The 21,796-nt window shown below is 69.0% G+C and carries 18 protein-coding genes; 8 read left to right on the forward strand and 10 right to left on the reverse strand.

What is annotated here, in order from left to right; translation table 11 throughout:
- The first annotated feature begins 98 nt into the window (after positions 1–98).
- Positions 99–2,801 carry a DNA mismatch repair protein MutS gene (gene mutS / locus V6S85_RS04945; RefSeq protein ID WP_334348221.1) on the forward strand — a complete coding sequence of 901 codons (2,703 nt, stop codon included), beginning with the start codon at positions 99–101 and terminating at the stop codon, positions 2,799–2,801.
- A gap of 78 nt (positions 2,802–2,879) precedes the next feature.
- A complete protein-coding gene (locus V6S85_RS04950; RefSeq protein WP_334348222.1) occupies positions 2,880–5,702 on the forward strand; it encodes a [protein-PII] uridylyltransferase in 2,823 nt (940 codons plus the stop codon).
- A gap of 248 nt (positions 5,703–5,950) precedes the next feature.
- On the opposite strand, the gene V6S85_RS04955 is transcribed toward V6S85_RS04950, so the two are convergent.
- The 6 genes from V6S85_RS04955 to V6S85_RS04980 form a co-directional block, all read right to left on the reverse strand.
- Positions 5,951–6,853: a ParB/RepB/Spo0J family partition protein gene (locus tag V6S85_RS04955; protein ID WP_334348320.1), complete on the reverse strand. Its 903-nt coding sequence runs from the start codon at positions 6,851–6,853 to the stop codon at positions 5,951–5,953.
- A gap of 101 nt (positions 6,854–6,954) precedes the next feature.
- On the reverse strand, positions 6,955–7,761 hold the full coding sequence (locus tag V6S85_RS04960) for a ParA family protein (RefSeq protein WP_058347086.1): 807 nt from the start codon (positions 7,759–7,761) through the stop codon (positions 6,955–6,957).
- A complete protein-coding gene (gene rsmG, locus V6S85_RS04965) occupies positions 7,745–8,410 on the reverse strand; it encodes a 16S rRNA (guanine(527)-N(7))-methyltransferase RsmG (protein WP_334348223.1) in 666 nt (221 codons plus the stop codon). The genes V6S85_RS04960 and rsmG overlap by 17 nt, the downstream gene beginning before the upstream one ends.
- Positions 8,410–10,278, reverse strand: a complete 1,869-nt coding sequence (gene mnmG / locus V6S85_RS04970) for a tRNA uridine-5-carboxymethylaminomethyl(34) synthesis enzyme MnmG (RefSeq protein ID WP_334348224.1) — start codon at positions 10,276–10,278, stop codon at positions 8,410–8,412. The genes rsmG and mnmG overlap by 1 nt, the downstream gene beginning before the upstream one ends.
- Positions 10,279–10,450: 172 nt before the next feature.
- Positions 10,451–11,788 carry a tRNA uridine-5-carboxymethylaminomethyl(34) synthesis GTPase MnmE gene (gene mnmE, locus V6S85_RS04975; protein WP_334348225.1) on the reverse strand — a complete coding sequence of 446 codons (1,338 nt, stop codon included), beginning with the start codon at positions 11,786–11,788 and terminating at the stop codon, positions 10,451–10,453.
- 4 nt (positions 11,789–11,792) lie between these two features.
- Entirely contained in the window at positions 11,793–12,038 is a 246-nt protein-coding gene (locus V6S85_RS04980) for a DUF6489 family protein (RefSeq protein ID WP_101720421.1), read from the reverse strand.
- A 115-nt stretch (positions 12,039–12,153) separates the two neighbouring features.
- Here V6S85_RS04980 and V6S85_RS04985 point away from each other — a divergent pair, with 115 nt between their 5' ends.
- Together V6S85_RS04985 and V6S85_RS04990 are read left to right on the forward strand one after the other, a co-directional pair.
- On the forward strand, positions 12,154–12,846 hold the full coding sequence (locus V6S85_RS04985) for a dienelactone hydrolase family protein (RefSeq protein WP_116569339.1): 693 nt from the start codon (positions 12,154–12,156) through the stop codon (positions 12,844–12,846).
- The gene (locus V6S85_RS04990) at positions 12,846–13,811 is read left to right on the forward strand and encodes a quinone oxidoreductase family protein (protein ID WP_334348226.1); all 966 of its coding nucleotides are present in this window, start codon (positions 12,846–12,848) and stop codon (positions 13,809–13,811) included. Before V6S85_RS04985 ends, V6S85_RS04990 begins: the two co-directional genes overlap by 1 nt.
- A 264-nt stretch (positions 13,812–14,075) precedes the next feature.
- Here V6S85_RS04990 and rho read toward each other — a convergent pair whose 3' ends face one another.
- The 4 genes from rho to hemE all read right to left on the reverse strand — a co-directional run bounded on the left by rho (position 14,076) and on the right by hemE (position 18,380).
- Entirely contained in the window at positions 14,076–15,521 is a 1,446-nt protein-coding gene (rho, locus tag V6S85_RS04995; protein ID WP_334348227.1) for a transcription termination factor Rho, read from the reverse strand.
- Positions 15,522–15,829: 308 nt separating this feature from the next.
- Positions 15,830–16,324 carry a CopD family protein gene (locus V6S85_RS05000; RefSeq protein ID WP_279325514.1) on the reverse strand — a complete coding sequence of 165 codons (495 nt, stop codon included), beginning with the start codon at positions 16,322–16,324 and terminating at the stop codon, positions 15,830–15,832.
- Entirely contained in the window at positions 16,291–17,346 is a 1,056-nt protein-coding gene (hemH, locus tag V6S85_RS05005; RefSeq protein WP_334348321.1) for a ferrochelatase, read from the reverse strand. Before hemH ends, V6S85_RS05000 begins: the two co-directional genes overlap by 34 nt.
- A 5-nt stretch (positions 17,347–17,351) precedes the next feature.
- Positions 17,352–18,380, reverse strand: coding sequence for a uroporphyrinogen decarboxylase (gene hemE, locus V6S85_RS05010; protein ID WP_334348228.1), 1,029 nt, complete (start codon positions 18,378–18,380; stop codon positions 17,352–17,354).
- 447 nt (positions 18,381–18,827) lie between these two features.
- Between hemE and V6S85_RS05015 the strand changes: the two genes are divergently transcribed.
- Genes V6S85_RS05015 through coaE form a run of 4 tightly spaced genes read left to right on the forward strand, consistent with a single transcriptional unit; the run spans position 18,828 to position 21,788 of the window.
- Positions 18,828–19,730 (forward strand): pyruvate, water dikinase regulatory protein, encoded by a 903-nt coding sequence (locus V6S85_RS05015; RefSeq protein WP_101720414.1) that lies wholly within the window; start codon positions 18,828–18,830, stop codon positions 19,728–19,730.
- The gene (locus tag V6S85_RS05020; protein WP_334348229.1) at positions 19,727–20,332 is read left to right on the forward strand and encodes a Maf family protein; all 606 of its coding nucleotides are present in this window, start codon (positions 19,727–19,729) and stop codon (positions 20,330–20,332) included. The genes V6S85_RS05015 and V6S85_RS05020 overlap by 4 nt, the downstream gene beginning before the upstream one ends.
- A complete protein-coding gene (gene aroE / locus V6S85_RS05025) occupies positions 20,329–21,192 on the forward strand; it encodes a shikimate dehydrogenase (RefSeq protein WP_334348230.1) in 864 nt (287 codons plus the stop codon). The genes V6S85_RS05020 and aroE overlap by 4 nt, the downstream gene beginning before the upstream one ends.
- Complete coding sequence (coaE, locus tag V6S85_RS05030) at positions 21,189–21,788, forward strand: dephospho-CoA kinase (protein WP_116569332.1); 600 nt, start codon at positions 21,189–21,191, stop codon at positions 21,786–21,788. Before aroE ends, coaE begins: the two co-directional genes overlap by 4 nt.
- Positions 21,789–21,796: the final 8 nt, after the last annotated feature.

A 21,796-nucleotide genomic window follows, 5' to 3' on the forward strand; every position in this document is an offset into this window, starting at 1 on the left:
CACGCCCCCACGCTGGCGGTGAATTTATTGGGGACGCCCGAGCTGGGCAATGTCGCTTTCGCTTAACGAATTCGGCGACGCTCTGTAGATTCCTGGGGATGAACGCCCCCGTTTCTCCGCCCGTCCAGACGTTCGACGCCACCGGCGCCACGCCGGTGATGCAGCAGTTCTTCGACATGAAGACCCGGCAGCCCGACGCCCTGCTTTTCTTCCGGATGGGCGACTTCTACGAGCTGTTCTTCGACGACGCGATCCGCGCGGCGGCCGCCCTGGGCATCTCCCAGACCTTCCGGGGCACCCATGCCGGCCAGCCGATCCCGATGGCCGGCGTGCCGCATCACGCGGCCGAGGCCTATCTGTCGAAGCTGATCCGGATGGGCTTCAAGGTCGCCGTCTGCGAGCAGATGGAAGACCCGGCCGAGGCCAAGAAGCGTGGCTCCAAGTCGGTGGTCCGCCGCGACATCGTCCGCGTGGTGACGCCGGGCACCCTGACCGAGGACGGCCTGCTGGACGCCCGGGGCGCCAATCGCCTGGCGGCGGTGGCCATCCGCGCCGGCCAGGCGGCCGTGGCGGCCGTGGAGCTGTCCACCGGCGAGGTCGAGTGCTTCTCGACCGGCAAGGACGGCGTGGGCCCCCTGCTGGCGGCCCTGTCGCCGTCCGAGACCCTGGTCGCCGACCGCCTGCTGGCCGACGACCACCTGGCCCAGACCCTGAAGATCTGCGGCGGCCTGATCCAGCCCATGCCCTCGGCGCTGTCGGAGCCGCAGGCTTCGGAGACCCGGGTCAAGCGCCTCTACGGCGTCGACACCCTGGACGGCTTCGGCGGCCTGGCCCCAGCCGAGATCGGCGCCCTGGGCCTGATCGCCGCCCACCTGGAGATGACCCAGGCCGGCAAGCTGCCGGCCCTGCGCGCGCCGCGCCGCGCGGCCGAGGCCGACGTCATGTCGATCGACCCGGCCACCCGTTCCAGCCTCGAGATCGACCGCACCCAGAACGGCGATCGCAACGGCTCGCTGCTGGCGGCCATCGACCGCACCGTCACGCCCGGCGGCGCGCGCCTGCTGGCCTCGCGCCTGGCCCGCCCCCTGCTCGACCCGGCCGCCATCGACCAGCGCCTGGACGCCGTCGAGTGGTTCGTCGAGCACCGCAGCCTTCGTGAGCGCCTGCGCGAACAGCTGAAGGGCTCTGGCGACATGGCCCGCGCCCTGGCCCGCCTGGCGCTGGGTCGCGGCGGTCCGCGCGACCTGGCCTGTCTGCGCGACGGCCTGAAGACCGGCGAGAAGCTGGCCGGCATGGTCGGCGGCTCGGGCGACCCGCTGTCGCCGCCCCCGGTCGAGCTGGAGGGCGCCCTGGCGGCCCTGACGCCATCGCTGCACCAGGGCGTCTCGCAGATCCTGAACACCCTCGAGGCCGGCCTTGGCCCGGACCTGCCGGCCCTGGCCCGCGACGGCGGCTTCGTGGCCCCTGGCATCCGTCCCGAGCTCGACCAGGCCCGCGCCCTGCGCGACGACAGCCGCCGGGTGGTGGCCGCCCTGGAACAGCGCCTCATCCAAGAGGCCGGCATCCCGCTGAAGATCCGCCACAACGGCGTGCTCGGCTATTTCGTCGAGGCCACGGCCGGCAAGGCCGACCCGCTGTTCCAGCCGCCGCTGAACGCCACCTTCATCCACCGCCAGACCCTGGCCAACCAGGTGCGCTTCACCACCGTGGAGCTGGCCGACCTCGACGCCCGCATCGCCCAGGCCGCCGAACGCGCCCTGGCCATGGAGGTGGCCGCCTATGAGGACTGGCGCGCCGAGGCCTGCGCCCTGGCCGAGCCGATCCAGGCCGCCGCCGAGGCCCTGGCCCGCCTGGACGTGGCCTCCAGCCTGGCCGAATGGGCCGAGGACGCCGGCGCCGTGCGCCCGGTCGTCGACAAGTCGCTGGCCTTCGAGGCCAGGGCCGCCCGCCACCCGGTGGTCGAGGCCGCCGTGCGCCGCGCCGGCGACCCCTACACGCCCAACGACTGCCGCCTGGACGCCGCCGGCGAGGTCGCCGCCCGCCTGTCGATCGTCACCGGTCCGAACATGGCCGGTAAGTCGACCTTCCTGCGCCAGAACGCCCTGCTGGCCATCCTGGCCCAGGCCGGCTGCTACGTGCCGGCCAAGACCTTCCGGCTGGGCGTGGTCGACCGCCTGTTCAGCCGCGTCGGCGCCGGCGACGACCTGGCGCGCGGCCGCTCGACCTTCATGATGGAGATGGTCGAGACCGCCGCGATCCTGACCCAGGCCACCCCGCGCAGCCTCGTCATCCTCGACGAGATCGGTCGCGGCACCGCCACCTATGACGGCCTGGCCATCGCCTGGGCCTGCGCGGAATCGCTGCACGACACCAATCGCTGCCGCGCCCTCTTCGCCACGCACTATCACGAGCTGGCGACGTTGGAGGAGCGCATGGCGCACGTCTCCAACCTCAGCCTGCGGGCCAAGGAGTGGAACGGCGACCTGGTGTTCCTGCACGAGGCGGCCGACGGCCCGGCCGACCGCTCCTACGGCGTGCAGGTGGCCAAGCTGGCCGGCGTGCCGCCGCAGGTGGTGGCTCGCGCCAAGGAGGTGCTCGACCGCCTGGAGAGCAAGACCGAATCACCGGCCAAGCTGGACGACCTGCCGCTGTTCGCGGCCTCGGCCCCCATCGCGGCGGCGCCTGTCGTTTCGGCGCCCAGCGCCGTGGATGGGGCGCTGAAGGAGCTGGACGTGGACGGCATGAGCCCCCGCGAGGCCCTGGAAGCGCTTTATCGCCTTAAGGGTCTGCTCAAGACCTAGGATCAATCATAGGAGCATGGCGGCGGCCGGTTCCGGTGGTCGCTTTGGCCGCCCGTCTCGGACACCCATATAACCGCCATGCCTCGCCGCCTTCGCCCTACGCCCCTGGAACACGTCGTCGACGGCCACGCTCTGCGCGCGCGCCTGTCGGCCGCCGCCCTGGACGCCATCGGCGACGAGGCCGCCCAGCGCGCCCGGGCCATCGACATCCTCAAGCAGGCCCTGTTCCGCGGCCGGATGATCGCCAAGGAGCGGCTGGAGAACGGCGCCGGCGGCGTCGAGACCGCGCGCCTCCTCAGCGGCGTCACCGACGAGGTGATCACCGCCCTCTACGACTTCACGACGGTGCACGTCTTCCGGGCCCGCAACCCCACCGAGGGCGAGCGCCTGGCGCTGATGGCCGTGGGCGGCTACGGGCGCGCCACCCTGGCGCCGTTCTCGGACATCGATCTCCTCTTCCTGCGGCCCTACAAGCAGACGCCGCACGTCGAGAGCGTGATCGAATACATGCTCTATGCGCTGTGGGACTTAGGGTTCAAGGTCGGCCACGCCTCGCGCACCATTGAGGAGTGCGTGCGCCTCTCGAAGGAAGACTTCACGATCCGCACCTCGATTCTCGAGGCCCGGCGACTGACCGGCGACGAGCGCCTGGCCGCCGACCTCAAGAAGCGGTTCCGCGACGAGGTGATGAAGGGCACCGGCCAGCAGTTCGTGGCCGCCAAGCTGAAGGAACGCGACGACCGCCAGGCCCGCGCCGGCGCCAGCCGCTACATGGTCGAGCCCAACGTCAAGGAGGGCAAGGGCGGCCTGCGCGACCTGCACACCCTGGTGTGGATCGCCGAGTACCTGCACCCGGTCGACGCGCCGGAGGACGTCTTCAAGATGGAGGTGTTCTCGGGCCGCGAGACCAAGGCCTTCATCCGCGCCTTCGACTTCCTGCACGCCGTGCGCGCCCACCTGCACTTCACCACCGGCCGTCCCGAAGAGCGCCTGACCTTCGACCTGCAGCCCGAGATCGCCCGCCGCATGGGCTATGGCGACCGCGGCGACGCGCCGGCGGTCGAGCGCTTCATGCGCCGCTACTTCCTGATCGCCAAGGAAGTGGGCGCGCTGACCCGCGCCTTCTCGGCCAAGCTGGAGGCCGAGCACTTCAAGAACGAGCCCAAGGGCATCTCGCGCTTCCTTCCGGGCGCCAAGCCCAAGCGCAAGGCCCTGGACGCGCCCGGCTTCTACGAGGACGGCGGCCGCCTGAACATCGATGGTCCCGAGGTCTTCGAGACTGATCCGGTCAACCTGATCCGCCTGTTCAAGATCGCCGACGAACGCGACCTCGACCTGCACCCCGACGCCTTCACGGCCGTCACCCGACGCCTGGGTCTGATCACCTCGAAGGTGCGTCGCGATCCGGAGGCCACCCGGGCGTTCCTCGACCTCCTGGCGCGCGGCAAGCGCAGCTATCGCACCCTGACCCTGATGAACGACGCCGGCGTGCTGGGCCGCTTCATCCCCGAGTTCGGCCGCGTCGTCGCCCAGATGCAGTTCAACATGTACCACTCGTACACGGTGGACGAGCACACCCTGCGCGCGGTGGGCCTGATCGGCGACATGGCCGCCGGGCGCCTGTCGGAAGACCATCCGCTGGCCGTGTCGATCATGCCGCTGATCGAGGACCGCGAGGCCCTGTTCCTGGCCATGCTGCTGCACGACACCGGCAAGGGCGGCGTGGGCGGCCAGGAGAAGGCCGGGGCCCGATCGGCCCGCAGCGCCTGCGAGCGCCTGGGGGTCGAGCGCAGCAAGGTCGAGCTGGTCGCCTGGCTGGTCGAGAACCACCTGGTCATGAGCGACTTCGCCCAGAAGCGCGATGTCTCCGATCCCGGCACCGTCGCCGCCTTCGCACGCATCGTCGAGAACCCCGAGCGCCTGCGCCTGCTGCTGGTCATCACCGTGGCCGATATCCGGGCCGTGGGGCCCGGCGTGTGGAACGGCTGGAAGGGCCAGCTGCTGCGCGAGCTCTACAACGCCACAGAGGCCGTTTTCCGGGGCGGCCGGGGCAGTGACGCCACCGCCAACGTCCAACGCCACCAGGAGGCCGCGGCGGCCGCCGCACGCGAGACCCTGATCGCCGCCGACCCCGCCGCCAAGGGCTGGGCCGCGGCGATGGAGGACGCCTATTTCGGCGCCTTCGGTCCGCAGGACCTGCTCGACCACGCCGCCCTGGCCCGCCGGGCCGCCATCCAGGGCGGCGCGGCCGCCGAGGGCAAGGTCAATCCCGGCGCCAACGCCGCCGAGATCGTCGTCGCCGCCCGAGACCGTCGCGGCCTGTTCGCGGACCTGGCCCTGGCCATCTCGTCGCTGGGCGGCAACGTCGTCGGCGCCCGGGTCTTCACCTCGCGCCAGGGCCAGGCGCTGGACGTCTTCTATGTGCAGGACGTCACCGGCTCGGCGCTGGGCTGCGAGAACCCTCGCGCCCTGCGCCGCCTGGCCGACGCCCTGGAAGCGGCCGGTCGCGGCGAGGGCGTCAATGTCGAGGCCCGGCGCGGCGGCGAGCTGGCCCGCACCGCCGCCTTCGCCATCGCCCCGACCGTCGTCATCGACAACGAGGCCTCGCACGAGGCCACGGTGGTGGAAGCCTCGGGCCGAGACCGCCCCGGCCTGCTGCAGGCCCTGGCCCGCACGCTGGCCGACAATGGCCTGTCCATCCAGTCGGCCCACATCGACGGCTATGGCGAGCGGGCGGTCGACGCCTTCTACGTGCAGACGGCCGAGGGCGGGAAACTGGCCGACGGCCGCAAGGTCTCGGCGCTGAAGGCCGACCTGCTGTCGGCGCTCGAGCAGAACGAGGCCGGCGCCCCGAGCACCCGTCCGGGCCTCAAGCGCGCCCGGGCCAGCGTCGCGCGCTAGGAACGGCGCACGGAAAGCGATTCGAGATCCCGGTCAAACAGTTCGGCGACGACAGCGTCACCCGCTTGTGGAAAAATTCCGCCGCCGGAGCTTTCAACTCAGCGCCCCGGCCATAGGTTTTTCCTTACAGGACAAGGGATTAGGCGAAAATTTCGCCCTTCCCGCCCTCGCCTGTGGCGAATGGCGCGACCCAGGATACGGCCGCGCCCTTCTTCATGCGCCACAGGAGACCCCGAAAATCGGGTCGATCAGACGCCGCGCGTCAGGCGGTTGCACAGGTCGTCCAGCTGCTCGAGCGTCGCATAGCGGACGATCATCGAGCCGGCGCCGCCGCGATGGTCGATCTCGACGTCGAGGCCCAGGACCGACGACAGGTCGGCTTCGAGGGCCTGGGTGTCGGTGTCCTTAGCGCGTGGCGCGCGCGGCGGCGCAGAGCCGCCATTCTTGGCGCGCGGGGTCGCGTCGCCGGTCTGGGCGACGCGGGCCAGGGTCTCGGTCTCGCGGACCGACAGGCCGCCGTCGATGACTTGCTGGGCCAGCGCGCCCGGGTCGGCGGCGGTGGCGATGGCGCGGGCGTGGCCGGCGGTCAGGGCGCCGGTGACCAGGTGCTGCTGCACCGCTTCCGGCAGGGCCAGCAGGCGCAGGGTGTTGGCCACGTGGCTGCGGCTCTTGCCGATCGTCTGGGCGATGGCGTCCTGGGTGCGGCCGAACTTGTCCATCAGCACGCGGTAGCTCAGCGCCTCTTCGAGGATGTTAAGGTCCGAGCGCTGGACGTTCTCGATGATGCCGATCTCGAGCACGGCCAGGTCGTCGAGTTCGCGCACGATGATCGGCACGGTCCTGAGGCCGGCGCGCTGGGCGGCGCGCCAGCGACGCTCGCCGGCGACGATCTGGTACTCGCCCGGAGCGCCCGGCGCGGGCCGAACCAAGATGGGCTGGAGCACGCCCTTCTCGGCGATGGAGTTGGAAAGTTCTACCAGGTCTTCCTCGCGGAAGGTCCGGCGGGGCTGCTCGGGATTACGCTTCAGGAGCTCGATCGGCGCCTCGCGCGAACCGCCGGTATTGTCGCCCGGCGCCTGGGCCGGGGCGGCCTCGACCTCGCCCAGCAGCGCCGACAGACCGCGACCCAGACCCCGACGGCCTTCCGACATCCCCGCTTCACCGACCACGACCGTCTCCTCGAAACTTCAACTTCAATAATGACTTCGACCCGTATCCTCAGGTCGGCGCTCAAATGGGTAGGCCTTAAGGATCAGGCGGCCTGGGCCTGGCGATCCCTCTCGCGGCTGATCACCTCGCGGGCCAGCCGCAGGTAGGCCTGCGAACCGGCGCACTTCAGATCGTAGAGCAGCACCGGCTTGCCGAAGGACGGCGCCTCCGACACCCGGACGTTCCGCGGTATGACCGCGTCGTACACCTTGTCGCCGAAGTGCTCGCGCACGTCGCGGGCCACCTGCTCGGAGAGGCTGTTGCGGCGATCGTACATGGTCAGCACCACGCCCTGGATCTCCAGGCGCGGGTTCAGGCTGCCCCGCACGCGCTCGATGGTGCGGATCAGCTGGGTCAGGCCCTCCAGCGCGAAGAACTCGCACTGCAGCGGCACGAACACGGCGTCGGCCGCGGTCATGGCGTTGACCGTCAGCACGTTCAGCGACGGCGGGCAGTCGATCAGCACATAGGTGTAGGGGCCGTTGGCCCGCAGAGGCTCCAGGGCGTCGCGCAGGCGGTAGGAGCGCCGCGCCACCTGGCCCAGCTCCAGCTCGACCCCCGACAGGTCGGCGTCGGCCGGAATCACGTCCAGGCCCGGCAGCGAGGTCTGCACGGCGGCCTCGATCACCGGGGCCTCGCCCATCAGGACGTCGTACAGCGTCTTCTTGCGCTGCAGGCGCCCGATCCCCAGGCCCGTCGAGCAGTTGCCCTGCGGGTCGGCGTCGATCAACAGCACGCGCTCGCCGCAGGCGGCCAGCGCCGTCCCCAGGTTGATGGCCGTGGTGGTCTTGCCCACCCCGCCCTTCTGGTTGGCGACCGCCAGGACTCTCAGCTCAGACTTTGCGGACACGGCTCAGCCCCTTGATTTGCACGACATGGCCGCGCGGGTCGCTCTTGGAGCTCCGCACGTCCGACTCGAACTTCCAGGTCTTCTTGGCTTCAGCGATCTCGGCGGCGACCTCCTGGCCCTTCAGGAACCAGGCGACCGCGCCGCGCTTGAAATAGGGTTGCGAATATTCCAGCAGGCGCGGCATCGGCGCGCAGGCCCGGGCCGTGACCACCTGCACCTTCAGGTCCAGGCTCTCGGCACGGGCGTTGTGGATCTCGACCGGCAGGTCGAGCTCGCGGCAGACGGCGTCGAGGAAGCGGCAGCGCTTGGCCATGCTCTCGACGAGGTGGACCTTGGCCCCGGGAACACCCTTCAGAAGGATGGCTAGCACGACGCCGGGCAGGCCGGCGCCGGCGCCCAGGTCGGCCCAGACCTTGGCCTGCGGCGCGAAGGCCAGCAGCTGGGCGCTGTCCCAGGCGTGGCGGTTCCAGTAGGCGGCCATCGAGGCCGGGCCGACCAGGTTCATCACCGCGTTCCATTCGGCCAGCAGCTGCTGGTAGCGGGCCAGGTCGGCGACCTGAACGTCGGTCGCCCCCGTCAGCCCCTGGAAGGCCGCGGCGTCGACCGGGTCGAGCGTTTCGATGACGAGTTCAGACAAAGCGTCGGCCATCAGGCGGCCCGGCCCCGTCGCACGTGGGCCAGCAGGGCCGTCAGGGCGCCGGGGGTGACCCCCTCGATGCGGGCGGCCTGGCCCAGGGTCAGGGGCTTCACCCGGATCAGCTTCTCGCGCACCTCGTTGGAGAGGCTGCCGATCTCGCGGTAGTCCAGGTCGGTGGGCAGGCGCAGGTCCTCGTCCTTGCGCAGGGATTCCGCGTCGGCGCGCTGGCGGTCGAGATAGCCGGCATAGGCCGCCTCGATCTCGATCTGCTCGCGGGCCATCGGGCTCCATGCGGCGATCTCGGGCCACACGCGGACCAGGTCGTCGAGGCCGACGTCCGGATAGGCCAGCATGGCCAGGACGTCACGGCGCTGGCCGTCGGCATTGACCTTGAAGCCGGCCTTCACGGCCTCGGCCGGGGTCATGTTCAGGGCGCGAGCGCGGGCGCGGACGGCGTCCAGCTCGGCCTTCTTGGCGGCCCAGGCGCCGGCGCGAACCTCGCCGACGACGCCCAACTGCACGCCCCGCTCGGTCAGGCGCTGGTCGGCGTTGTCGGCGCGCAGGGTGAGGCGGAACTCGGCCCGGCTGGTGAACATGCGGTAGGGCTCGGTCACGCCACGGGTGACCAGGTCGTCGATCATCACGCCGATATAGGCCTCGTCGCGCGCGAAGACGGCGGGCTCGCGGCCCAGCGCCGAGAGCGCGGCGTTCATGCCGGCGACCAGGCCTTGCGCGCCGGCCTCTTCATAGCCCGTGGTGCCGTTGATCTGGCCCGCCAGGTAGAGCCCCGGCAGGCGCTTGGTCTCCAGCGTGGCATAGAGCTCCCGCGGATCGACATAGTCGTATTCGATCGCATAGCCGTAGCGGACCACCTCCACGGCCTCGAGGCCGGGGATGGTGCGCAGGAACAACAGCTGGGTCTCGGCCGAGACCGAGGTCGAGACGCCGTTCGGATAGACGGTGTCGTCGTCCAGGCCTTCGGGCTCCAGGAACACCTGGTGGCTGGTCTTGTCGGCGAAGCGGACGACCTTGTCCTCGATCGACGGGCAGTAGCGCGGGCCGATCCCCGTGGCGCGGCCGCCATAGACGGCGGACTCGCCCAGGCGTTCGGCGATGATCTTGTGGGTTTCCTCGGTCGTGAAGGTGATGCCGCAGCGGATCTGCGGGACCTCGATCTTGTCGTTGAGGAACGAGAACGGCACGGGCTCTTCGTCAGCCGCCTGCATGTCGAGGCGGTCCCAGGCGATGGTCTTGCCGTCCAGGCGAGCGGGGGTGCCGGTCTTCAGGCGACCCATGTCGAAGCCCAGCCCGTAGAGGCGGTCCGACAGGCCGATCGACGGCTGGTCGCCGACGCGGCCGGCAGGGATGCGGGTCTCGCCTTGGTGGATGACGCCCTTCAGGAAGGTGCCGGTGGTCAGCACCACCTTCGGGGCGCGGTAGATCGTCCCCTCCCCGTCCACGGCGCCGGCCACGTGGCCGTCCTCGACGATCAGGTCTTCGGCCGCCGCGGCGATCACGTCGAGGTTGGCATAGGCGAACAGCTCGGCCTGCATGGCCTGCCGATAGAGCTTGCGGTCGATCTGCGAGCGCGGCCCGCGCACGGCCGGGCCCTTGGACCTGTTCAGCATGCGGAACTGGATGCCGGCCTTGTCGGCCATGCGGCCCATCAGGCCGTCCAGGGCGTCGATCTCGCGCACCAAGTGGCCCTTGCCCAGGCCGCCAATGGCCGGGTTGCACGACATCTCGCCGACGGTTTCACGTTTGTGGGTCAGCAGCAGCGTGCGCGCGCCGGTGCGCGCGGCGGCCGCCGCGGCCTCGCAACCGGCGTGACCGCCGCCAATAACGATGACGTCCCAGGACTGGGGCGAAGAGCTGGACAAGGGAGAAACGCGCCTCAATGCGGAACGCGCCCGACCCAGCGAGCGCGTGCCTGACTTATAGCTTCAAGCCGCCCTGTGGGCGAGTCGAGTCCGGGGCGTTTCACGTGAAACGCGGTGCGCGTATCTGTGGTCAGGCTGTGGACGGTTCAAGACCCTGTTCCACGTGAAACATTCACTTCCCAATGCAGAAGCTTGAAAAGACGCGGTCAAGCACGTCTTCCGGATCGATGCGGCCTGTGATCCGAGACAATGCACGGGAAGCGAGGCGAACGTCCTCAGCCGCCAGCTCCACGTCGTCTACTTCCGCCAAGGCGCGCTCGAGATAGGCCCTCGCCTCTCCAAGACGCTCCGCGTGGCGTATGCGCGTAGCGGCCGGAAACTCCGCCCCCGACAGCGCCTGGACCACGTGATCGGTCAGGACAGCGCGGATCGGGTCGGCTCCCTGCTCCCGCGCCGACAGCGCCGCCACGTGCAACCCGAGCTCGGCCGTCTGCTCGCGTATGACCGCCACCACGGTCGGCGCTACCAGATCGGTCTTGTTGATCACCAGCCAGTCGCCCGAGCGGATGATTGCGTGGTGTTCGGAATGTTTCACGTGAAACTCGCCGGCGTCGACGACCCACAATCGCAGATCCGCCTCCTCGGCCCAGACCCTCGCCCGACGCACCCCCTCGGCTTCGATATCGTCGGCGGTCTCGCGGATTCCGGCGGTATCGGCCAGCAAGGCCTTATAGCCGCCCAGCACCAACGGGACCTCGATGACGTCCCGCGTGGTGCCCGGCGTCGCGGTGACGATGGCGGCGTCGCGCTCGGCCAGGGCGTTGAGCAGGGTGCTCTTGCCGGCGTTGGGCGCGCCGACCAGCGCGATGCGGAAGCCGTCGCGCACCCGGCGACCACGTGCAACGTCCGCCAGGGCCGCGTCGATCTCGGCCTTGAGGGTCTCGAGGCCAGGCCGCGCCCGCGCCGCCACGTCTTCCGGAAGCTCCTCGTCGGGGAAGTCGACGGCGGCCTCCAGCATGGCCAGGGCCTGGACCAGCAGGTCGCGCCAGGCGTCGTACCGCCGCCCCAGCGCGCCGCCCAACTGACCGAGCGCCTGCTTGCGCTGGCCTTCGGTCTCGGCGTCGATCAGGTCGCCCACGGCTTCGGCCTGGGCCAGGTCGAGCTTGCCGTGCTGGAAGGCTCGGCGGGTGAACTCCCCCGGTTCGGCCAGGCGCAGGCCCAGGGCCGACAGCGCGCCGAGCAAGGCCTCGACGACCGCCCTGCCCCCGTGCACGTGAAACTCCGCAGCGTCCTCGCCGGTGTAGCTGGCCGGGCCCTGGAACCACAACACCAGCGCATCGTCGAGCGCGACGCCGTCATGGCGAAGGGTGCGAAGGGCGGCCTGGCGCGGCTTGGGCAGGTTTCCCGTGAGGGCGCGCACGGCCTCGCCGCTGGCCGGACCCGAGACGCGGATCACCGCCACGGCGGCGCGGCCGGCCGCCGTCGCCGGCGCGTAGATCGTATCGACCATCAGATCAGTCGCGCTTGCCGACCGCCGCTCCGGCCGCGGCCGTCATCAGCTTGCGGAAGCTGTCCTGGGCCCCGGCCCCGAACGCCATCCAGTTCTTCATCAGCTCCTCGGGCGCCAGCATCGCCATGTTGGCGTCCATGCGGGCCTGCATCTCTTTCACGAGATGGTCGTTCAATCCGCTTACGTCGGGCAGGCCCAGGAAGGCCCGCGCCTCGACCGGGGTGCAGTCGATCTCGATCGTCATCTTCATCGAAAAAGTTCCCTGGCGGCAGGCCACGAGATTGTGACGCCGCGCACTGCTCGGGGCAGGTTAGAGCGCTTCGGTCGAAAGTCCCATCGACGGCTTATTGTATGTGGAGAGCCCCATGAGCGAGACCCTCACGATCAACACGCCCGATGGCGACTTCTCGGCCTATGTGGCGCGTCCCGCCACGGGAGACAATCCGCCGGCCATCGTCGTCATCCAGGAGATCTTCGGCGTCAACCAGGTGATGCGCGACATCTGCGACAAGCTGGCCGGCGAAGGCTTCCTGGCCGTGTGCCCCGACCTCTTCTGGCGGATCGAGCCCGGCATCGACATCACCGACAAGTCGGAAGCCGAGTGGAAGAAGGCCTTCGAACTGTTCAACGCGTTCGACGTGGACGCCGGCGTCGCCGACATCGACGCGACCATCGACGCCATCCGCCCGCAGACGTCGGGCAAGGTCGGCGCGGTCGGCTACTGCCTGGGCGGCCTGCTCGCCTTCCTGACCGCCACCCGCACCGACGCGGACGCCTCGGTCTCCTATTACGGCGTCGGCCTCGAGAAGCATGTCGGCGAGGCCGAGAAGCTGGAAAAGCCACTGCTGCTGCACGTGGCCGAGGAAGACAAGTTCGTGCCCAAGGAAGCCCAGCAGGTGATCTTCGCCGCCCTGAAGGATCACCCGCAGATCACGCTGCATACCTATGCCGGCCGCGACCACGCCTTCGCCCGCGAAGGCGGCGAGCACTATGACGCCGCCGACGCCGCCCTGGCCAACGGCCGCAGCCTGGCCTTCTTCAAGAAGACCCTCGCCTGATGCTGGCCGTCGAAGCCAAGGCCGCCGGCGGCCCCGAGGTGCTGGAGGTCGTCGAACGCGACCTCCCCTCGCCCGGCCCCGGCCAGATCCTCGTCCGCCATGCGGCCGTCGGTCTGAACTTCATCGACACCTATCACCGCTCGGGCCTCTATCCGGTGAAGTACCCGCAGGTGCTCGGCCTGGAGGCTGCCGGTCACGTGGAGGCGGTCGGCGAGGGCGTCACCCGCTTCGCCGTCGGCGACCGCGTCGCCTACAACGGCACGATGGGCGCCTATGCGCAGGCCTCGGTGGTTCCCGCCGATAGAGCGGTGAAGGTTCCTGAAGGCGTCGAGCTGGAGGTCGCCGCCGCGGTCCTGCTCAAAGGCATGACGGCCGAGTTCCTGGTCCGCCGCTGCTTCCCCGTGAAAGCTGGCCAGACCGTCCTGGTCCATGCGGCCGCCGGCGGCGTCGGCCAGATCCTGGTGCAGTGGGTCAAGGCCCTGGGCGCCAGCGTCATCGCCACGGTGGGCTCGGAGGCCAAGGCGCAGGTCGTTCGCGAGCTCGGCGCGGACCACGTGATCCTCTACGACCACGAGGACGTCGCGGCCCGGGTCGCCGAGATCACCGGCGGGGCCGGCGTGCCGGTCGTCTATGACGGCGTGGGCAAGGACACCTTCCAGGGCAGCCTCAAGAGCCTTGGCCGCCGCGGCGTGCTGGTCACCTACGGCAACGCCTCGGGGCCCGTGCCGCCCTTCGCCCCGCTGGAGCTCGGCGCCAAGTCGGCCTTCATCACCCGTCCTCGCCTGTTCGACTACATTGTCACCACCGAGGAGCTCGACGAGAGCGCCGCGGCCCTGTTCGAGGTCCTGGCCTCGGGCGCGGTGAAGATCGAGATCGGCCAGCGCTTCCCGCTGGCGGAGGCCCGCGCGGCGCACGAGGCGCTGGAAGGTCGGAAGACGACCGGGGCGACGGTGTTGGCGCCCTAGCTCCACGGTGAGAAAGCCTCGTCCTTCGACAAGCTCAGGACGAGGCTTTCGACTGGGGCGACGGCGCCAAGTTTCCACCACGCTGGCCCTTGGTCCTCATCCTGAGCTTGTCGAAGGACGAGGGCCGCTCGCCGACCGTGGAAGTCCCCCTCCGGCCCTCCGGGCCAGCTCCCCCAAAAGGGGAGGATCTCGACACCACCGACCAACAAAAAAGGCCCCGGATCGCTCCGGGGCCTTTCTCGTGTTTCACGTGAAACACCAAGCTTAAGTATTCATGCTCTGGAAGAAATCGCCGTTCGTCTTCGACTGGCGCAGCTTGTCGAGCAGGAACTCGATGGCGTCCGAAGCGCCCATCGGATTGAGGATCCGGCGCAGCACGTAGGTCTTCTGCAGCTGGTCGCGCGGGGTGATGAGCTCTTCCTTGCGGGTGCCCGACTTGAGCACGTCGATGGCCGGGAAGATGCGCTTGTCCGCCACCTTGCGGTCCAGGACAATTTCCGAGTTACCGGTGCCCTTGAACTCTTCGAAGATGACTTCGTCCATGCGGCTGCCGGTGTCGATCAGGGCCGTGGCGATGATCGACAGCGAGCCGCCCTCTTCCACGTTGCGCGCGGCGCCGAAGAAGCGCTTGGGACGTTGCAGGGCGTTGGCGTCGACACCGCCGGTCAGCACCTTGCCCGACGACGGGACGGTGGTGTTGTAGGCGCGGCCCAGACGCGTGACCGAGTCCAGCAGGATGACGACGTCGCGCTTGTGCTCGACCAGGCGCTTGGCCTTCTCGATCACCATCTCGGCGACTTGCACGTGGCGCGTGGCCGGCTCGTCGAAGGTCGAGGCGATGACCTCGCCCTTCACCGTGCGCTGCATGTCGGTCACTTCTTCCGGGCGCTCGTCGATCAGCAGGACGATCAGATAGCACTCGGGGTGGTTGGTCTCGATCGACTTGGCGATGTTCTGCAGCATCACCGTCTTACCCACGCGCGGCGGGGCGACGATCAGGCAGCGCTGGCCCTTGCCGAGCGGCGCGACGATGTCGATGACGCGGCCCGAGCGATCCTTGATGGTCGGATCGGGCAGTTCCATGTTCAGGCGCTCTTCGGGATAGAGCGGCGTCAGGTTGTCGAAGTGCACCTTGTGGCGCACGTTCTCCGGGCTCTCGAAGTTGATCTTCGAGACGCTGGTCAGGGCGAAGTAACGCTCGCCTTCGCGCGGCGAACGGATCGCGCCCTCGACGCTGTCGCCGGTGCGCAGGCCGAACTTGCGGATCTGCGAGGGCGAAACGTAGATGTCGTCCGGACCCGGCAGGTAGTTGGCTTCCGGCGAGCGCAGGAAGCCAAAGCCGTCCTGCAGCACTTCCATGGTGCCCGAACCAAAGATCTCCACGCCTTCCTCGGCGAGGGTCTTCAGGATGGCGAACATCATGTCCTGCTTGCGCATGGAGTTGGCGTTCTCGACCTCGAAGGTCTCGGCGAACGCCAGCAGGTCGGCCGGGGACTTTTCCTTCAGTTCCTGCAGCGACATGCGCGTCAGGCCCATGGCGGCGATGGCCGCCGTGATCTCGGCGTTGTCGTCCTCGTCGTCAGCGCCCGCCTCGATGGCGGCATCGGTCTCGGACACGATCTCGACGGCGGCCTCTTCCGTGGCTTCCCCAAGGGCGTCCACGGGGGCGTCCAGCTCGAGCGGGGCTTGGGGATCGGTTTCTTCAGTCATGCATAGACTCGCGGTCGCCCGGATACGATCCGGGCTTGGATAGAAATTCAGCCGGCTTCAAGCGAAGGCGGCGATGGGGTCGCGCCATGACGACGGCGCGGATCGATCAGGGGAACGGATCATGGGGCGCTCCAGGACGGGCGCGATCCGTGAAAGACGGGAACGCTGCGGTATGACCGCAACGTCTGACCAAGACGGGAACCACAAGGCGGGTTCGGGGTCAAGCGCTACCGATGGAGTCCTGTGGGACTCCATCGCCTGGCGGGGGATAAGGCGGGGAGAACGCGGGACGCTTCGGCCCCTCCCCGCTAGTTCAGGTACTTGGTCGTCACCGACAGCACGATGACGATCGCCGCCACGAAAGGCAGTTCGTTGGTCGCGCGCCAGAACTTCTCCGAACGGGTGTTCTGGCCAGCCTCGAACGCCTTGCGAGCCTTCGACAGGAAGCCGTGCCAGCCGAACAGGAAGAACACCCCGGCCAACTTGGCCAGCATCCAGGGCTTCAGCAGGAAGTCCCAGCCGCGGATGGCGCCGTCGGCCATGATCAGGGCTAGGCCGAAGACCAGGGCGGCGATCATCGCCGGATTGATGATCCCGCGTAGCAGCCGCCGCTCCATGACCTTGAAGGTCGCGTCCATCTCCGAACCCAGCGTGGCGCCCGTGTGATAGACGTAGAGGCGCGGCAGGTAGAGCATCCCCGCCATCCAGGCGATCACGGCCAGGATGTGCAGGCCGCGGATCAGGTTGAAATGCTCGACCAGGAAATCGGTCACGCGCGGGCTCCCGGGCGGGTTTGGGGGCAGGGTCGGTCGCTACCGCAGACCTGCGGCGCTTCCGAAGAAAGCGCCTCAGTCACGAGAGTCCCCAAACAATCGATGAACGCGGCCGATACGCCAAGCGCCGGGACGCGGGCATAGATCGAGCCGCCGTGCTCGTAGGCCAGTTCCCGATACTCGACATCCAGCTCGACCAGGGTCTCGATGTGCTCGGAGACGAAGGCGATCGGCGTGACCACCAGCGCCAGGCCCGCGTCGGCGGCGGCCTTGACCTCGTCGTCGGTGGACGGGCCGATCCATTTCAGCGGGCCGACCCGGCTCTGGTAGCAGATCTTCCAGTCGACGCCCTCGCCCAGGATGTCGCCGAGCTTTTCGACGACAGCGGCGGCCGTCGCCTCGACCTGGCGCTGGTAGGGGTCGCCGGCGGCAATCACCTTCTCCGGCAGGCCGTGCGCCGAGAACAGGATCCGCGCCGGTTTGGGCGAACCCGCCTTGACGTACTCGGCTCGGATCAGATCCGCGTGCGCCTGCACGAAACCCTCGGCCGTCGGATAACAGCACAGCGTCGTCGTCCGGCCCGGACCCTTGCGGTAGGCCTTCTTCCAGGCCTTCAGCGACGAGGCCGTCGTGGTCGTCGAGTACTGCGGATAGAGCGGCAGCAGCACGACCTCGTTGGGCTTCCAGGCCTTCACCGCCTTGGCTGTCTCGCCGGTCAGCGGATCCCAGTAGCGCATGGCCACGAACGCCTTGACGTTATCGCCCGGCAGGCGCTGCGCCAGCACCGCCTCCAGCGCTCTCGCCTGTTTCTCGGTTTCCGGCAGCAGCGGCGAGCCGCCGCCCATCAGCGCGTAGTTGGCGCGCGCCGACTTGGCCCGGGTGGTCGAGATCAGCGCCGCGACCGGATAGCGAACGAAGAACGGCGCCTGGATGATCGCCGGGTCGCGAAACAGGTTGAACAGGAACGGCCGCACCGCCGCCTGGCCATCGGGCCCGCCGAGATTGAACAGGACGACGGCGATCCTTCGCCCGGCCTGCGGGCCGCTCTTCACTTCGCTCACAGGCCGGTCACCCGCTTCAGCACCTGCTCGACATGAGCGATCGGCGTGTCGGGCAGGATGCCGTGACCCAGGTTGAAGATATAGGGGCCCTGCCCCCACTGCTCGAGCATCTGCTCGACGCGTTCGTCCAGCGCCGACCCGCCCGCCCGCAGCAGCAGCGGATCCAGCGCGCCTTGGATGGTCTTGGTCTTCTGGATGCTCTGGCCCAGCTTCGCCGAGGCCGAGGTGTCGAGCGCCACGCCGTCGACCGGCACGGCCTGCGCGTAGGCTTCGACGAGCGTTCCAGCCCCGCGGGGGAAGCCGATGAGGGGCACGGTCACGCCGCGCGCCCGAAGGCCCTCGACGATGGCGATATGGGGCTTGGTCACCAGGCGCTCGAAAAGCGGCTCGGAGAGGCCTTCGGCCCAGCTCTCGAACAGCTTCAGCGCCTGGGCGCCGGAAGCGGCCTGCATGGCCAGATAATCGACCGTGGCGTCGACCAGGATCTGGATCAGTCGGTCCAGCTTGTCGGCGTGCTGGTAGGCGAAGGTGCGCGCGCCCGAGCGATCGCTGGAGCCGCCTTCGATCATGTAGGTCGCCACCGTCCACGGCGCGCCGGCGAAGCCGATCAGCGCCTTCGAAGGATCGATGTCGGCCCGAACCCGTGACAGCGTCTCGCCGACCGCCTTCAGGGCCTCGCCGGCCTGCTGGGTCTTGTCGGCCATGGCGTCGAGATCGGGCAGCTCGCCGAGCTTGGGACCTTCGCCGGCCTCGAACCAGACCTTCTGGCCCAGCGCGCCGGGGATCAGCAGGATGTCGGCGAAGACGATCGCCGCGTCATACGGAAAGCGGCGCAGCGGCTGCAGGGTGACCTCGGCCGCCTTCTCCGGGTTCAGGCAGAAGCTGATGAAGTCCGGGGTCGTCGCCCGCACGGCGCGATACTCGGGAAGATACCGTCCCGCCTGGCGCATGAACCAGACTGGGGGACGCTCGGCGGTTTCACCGGCGAGCACGGAGAGAAACTTCGGGATCGGAGAGCTCGTCATACCGGCGGTTAAATCCCGGCGAGCCGTTCCACTCAAGTCCGTGCGATCCCGTACCCTCTTATTCTTCTTAAAAATAAGAATCTTAGAGAGAGAGGAAGAAGGGGGAGGGCAAGTGCAACACGGGGATAAGTCCGCCCCGGTGGACAACTCCAACAGGCCCTACTCGGTATGCCCCAGCTTGGTACACATGGGAGTCATACCTTGTGAACTTCGTGGACAAGCTTCCAACCCATCGGATTCCTTACGAAACCCAGACGATGGTGAATGGGAAATTAACCATCCGTTAGGACTTTCCACAAGCGCGGGAGAACGCTCGGGCACAGGTCCCGGTGGGCAGGTTCAAGCTGGGGATTGTCCGGCGTCAATGAGGCCGTTTATCACAGGGGCGCGGCGCAGCGTCGCGCTGGGGCGCATTTGGCGCCCGCTTGTCCCCAGAAGGCTCCCAGAGTGGTAAAGCAACCCTTAACGGATGATCCACAGGACAGTGCGTCGCCTGAGGCCGATCGCCACACCGCGCGGTTCGCGACCTACTTCCATATCCACCTGGTTTCGGACTCCACGGGCGAGACCCTGAACGCCATGGCGCGCGCGGTCTGTGCACGGTTCACCGATATCCTGCCGATCGAACACATCTACGCGCTGGTTCGTTCCATAAGGCAGCTGGACCGGGCCCTGGAGGAGATCGCCGGGGCGCCGGGGGTGGTCATGCACACCATCATCGACCCGAACCTGCGCTCGGCGCTGGAAGAAGGCTGCCGCAAGCTCGACATGCCGTGCATCGCCGCGCTGGATCCTGTGGTCAGCGCCATGTCGCGCTACCTGGGGGCCAAGATCTCCACGCGCGTGGGCGCGCAGCACGCGCTGAACAACGACTATTTCGACCGCATCGAGGCCCTGGACTACGCCATCGCCCACGACGACGGCCAGGGCGGCCAGGACTTGACCCAGGCCGACGTGATCCTCGTTGGGGTGTCGCGCACGTCCAAGACGCCGACCTGCATCTATCTGGCCCACCGCGGGGTGCGGGCCGCCAACGTGCCGCTGGTGCCGGGCCGGCCGCCGCCCGAGCAGCTGTTCGAGCTGAAGAACACCCTGATCGTGGGCCTGATGACCACGCCCGAGCGGCTGATCCAGATCCGCCGCAACCGCCTTCTGTCGCTCAAGGAGAACAGAGAGAGCGACTATATCGACACCGACAGCGTGCGCGCCGAGATCATCGCCGCCCGCCGCCTGTTCGAAAAGAACGGCTGGCCGATCATCGACGTCACCCGCCGCTCGGTGGAGGAAACCGCCGCGGCGATCATCAACCTGCTGTCGGGCGGCCGCGGCCAGGTCGAGGTGCTGGGATGAGCGTCTCCCCTCCCCCCATCGTGCTGGCCTCCACCAGCTGGACGCGCCAGACGATCCTCAAGAACGCCGGCGTGCCGTTCGAGGCCGTGGCCTCGGGTGTGGATGAAGAAGCCGCCAAGGCTGGCCTGCTGGCCGAAGAGGTGACGCCACGCGACGTCGCCGACGCCCTGGCCGAGATGAAGGCGGTCAAGGTTTCCCACAGGCGGCCAGGTCTGGTGATCGGTTCGGACCAGACCCTGGAGCTGAAGGGCCGGCTGTTCGACAAGGTCGACACCGTCGAGGCCGCCCGCGCCCGCCTGCTGGAGCTGCGGGGAGAAGTCCACAAGCTGCACTCCGGCGTCGTCGTGGCCCGCGACGGCCAGCCGATCTGGCGCATCGTCGAAACGGCCAAGCTGTCGGTGCGCCCGTTCAGCGAGGCCTGGCTCGACGGCTATCTGGAGCGCAACGGCGAGCAGATCCTGTCGTCTGTCGGCTGCTACATGCTGGAAGGCGAAGGCCTACAGATGTTCGACCGTATAGACGGCGACTACTTCACCATCCTCGGGCTGCCGATGACCGGCCTGCTCGACTTCCTGCGCCTGCACGGAGCCCTTCAGGCATGAGTTTCAAGATCACCGGCCAGGCCCTGGTGGCCGGCGTCTGCGGCCAGCCGATCGTCCACTCGATGAGCCCGCTGCTGCACAACGCCTGGCTGGCCGCCGCGGGGATCGACGGCGCCTATGTGCCGATGGGACCGCCGGAAGATCGGTTCGAGGCCTTCGTGAACGGCTTCCGGGGCGGGGTGATCCGCGGCCTCAACGTCACCATCCCCTTCAAGGAAAGAGCGCTAGCTTGCGCCGACGAGGCCAGCGATCTGGCCCGGCTCGCCGGCGCGGCCAATCTGCTGCGTTTCCGCGAGGACGGTTCGATCTTCGCCGACAACACCGACGGACCGGGTCTTCTGGGCGCGATCGCCGCCCAGGCGCCGGACTTCGACGTCGCGGCGGCGCCCGTGGTGATCCTCGGCGCCGGGGGCGCGGCGCGCGGCGCGGCGGCGGCCCTGCTGCTGGCCGGCGCGCCCAAGGTGGGGATCGTCAACCGCACGGTCGCCAAGGCCCAGGCCATCGCCGACGCCCTTGGGGACAAGGTGTCGGCGGCCGGCGAGGACGCCCTGCCCGCCCTGCTGGCCGACGCCGGCCTGGTCATCAACGCCACCTCGCTGGGCCTGGGCGGCGGCGACGGGCCGGCGGCCGACCTGGCGCTCACTCCGCAAGGCTGCGTGGTGATGGACATGGTCTACAAGCCGCTGCGCACCGAATTCCTGGCGCGCGCGCAGGCCGCGGGCCGGCCCACGGTGGACGGCCTGGAAATGCTGCTGTTGCAGGCGGCGCCGTCGTTCGAAGCCTTCTTCGGCCAGGCGCCGCCGACTGACGTCGATGTCCGCGCCGTCGCCTTGGCGCATCTGGGGCAAGGCGCGAAATGATCATCCTGGGCCTCACCGGCTCCATCGGCATGGGCAAGTCGACCACGGCCAAGATGTTCGAGGCCGAGGGCGCGCCGGTCTACGACTCCGACGCGGCCGTGCACGCCCTCTATTCCGTGGGCGGCGCGGCGGTGGCGCCGGTCGAGGCGGCGTTTCCGGGCGTCGTCATAGACGGCGCGATCGACCGCGCCCGGCTCAGCGCCCAGGTGGTCGGCGATCCCGAGGCGCTGGAGAAGCTCGAGGCCATCGTCCACCCGCTGGTCGGCGCCCATCGCATCGGCTTCTTCGAGACGGCGGAAAAGGACGGCCACGACATTGTCGTGCTCGACGTGCCGCTGCTGTTCGAGACCGGCGGCCAGAAGAACGTCCACAAGGTGGTGGTGGTCAGCGCGTCGGCCGAGGTCCAGCGCGAGCGGGTGCTGGCCCGGCCGGGCATGACGGCCGAGAAGTTCGAGGCGATCCTGGCCCGTCAGCTGCCCGACGCCGAGAAGCGCGCCCGCGCCGACTTCGTGGTCGATACGGGCAAGGGCCTGCAAGCCGCCCACGACCAGGTGCGCGACATCCTGACCCTGTTGAGAACCTCCGCCCAAGCTTGATGCCGGAG

The sequence above is a fragment of the Caulobacter sp. CCNWLW153 genome (genome assembly GCF_036889365.1).
GTDB lineage: Bacteria > Pseudomonadota > Alphaproteobacteria > Caulobacterales > Caulobacteraceae > Caulobacter > Caulobacter radicis.

What these genes read in the sequence shown, in the direction of transcription:
- mnmE (WP_334348225.1), bottom strand. Translation starts at nt 11,788, where the DNA reads ATGGTCGATACGATCTACGCGCCGGCGACGGCGGCCGGCCGCGCCGCC.
- aroE (WP_334348230.1), top strand. Translation starts at nt 20,329, where the DNA reads ATGAGTTTCAAGATCACCGGCCAGGCCCTGGTGGCCGGCGTCTGCGGC.
- hemE (WP_334348228.1), bottom strand. Translation starts at nt 18,380, where the DNA reads ATGACGAGCTCTCCGATCCCGAAGTTTCTCTCCGTGCTCGCCGGTGAA.
- V6S85_RS05020 (WP_334348229.1), top strand. Translation starts at nt 19,727, where the DNA reads ATGAGCGTCTCCCCTCCCCCCATCGTGCTGGCCTCCACCAGCTGGACG.
- V6S85_RS04955 (WP_334348320.1), bottom strand. Translation starts at nt 6,853, where the DNA reads ATGTCGGAAGGCCGTCGGGGTCTGGGTCGCGGTCTGTCGGCGCTGCTG.
- V6S85_RS04990 (WP_334348226.1), top strand. Translation starts at nt 12,846, where the DNA reads ATGCTGGCCGTCGAAGCCAAGGCCGCCGGCGGCCCCGAGGTGCTGGAG.
- V6S85_RS04985 (WP_116569339.1), top strand. Translation starts at nt 12,154, where the DNA reads ATGAGCGAGACCCTCACGATCAACACGCCCGATGGCGACTTCTCGGCC.
- V6S85_RS04980 (WP_101720421.1), bottom strand. Translation starts at nt 12,038, where the DNA reads ATGAAGATGACGATCGAGATCGACTGCACCCCGGTCGAGGCGCGGGCC.
- coaE (WP_116569332.1), top strand. Translation starts at nt 21,189, where the DNA reads ATGATCATCCTGGGCCTCACCGGCTCCATCGGCATGGGCAAGTCGACC.
- rsmG (WP_334348223.1), bottom strand. Translation starts at nt 8,410, where the DNA reads ATGGCCGACGCTTTGTCTGAACTCGTCATCGAAACGCTCGACCCGGTC.
- V6S85_RS04950 (WP_334348222.1), top strand. Translation starts at nt 2,880, where the DNA reads ATGCCTCGCCGCCTTCGCCCTACGCCCCTGGAACACGTCGTCGACGGC.
- rho (WP_334348227.1), bottom strand. Translation starts at nt 15,521, where the DNA reads ATGACTGAAGAAACCGATCCCCAAGCCCCGCTCGAGCTGGACGCCCCC.
- mutS (WP_334348221.1), top strand. Translation starts at nt 99, where the DNA reads ATGAACGCCCCCGTTTCTCCGCCCGTCCAGACGTTCGACGCCACCGGC.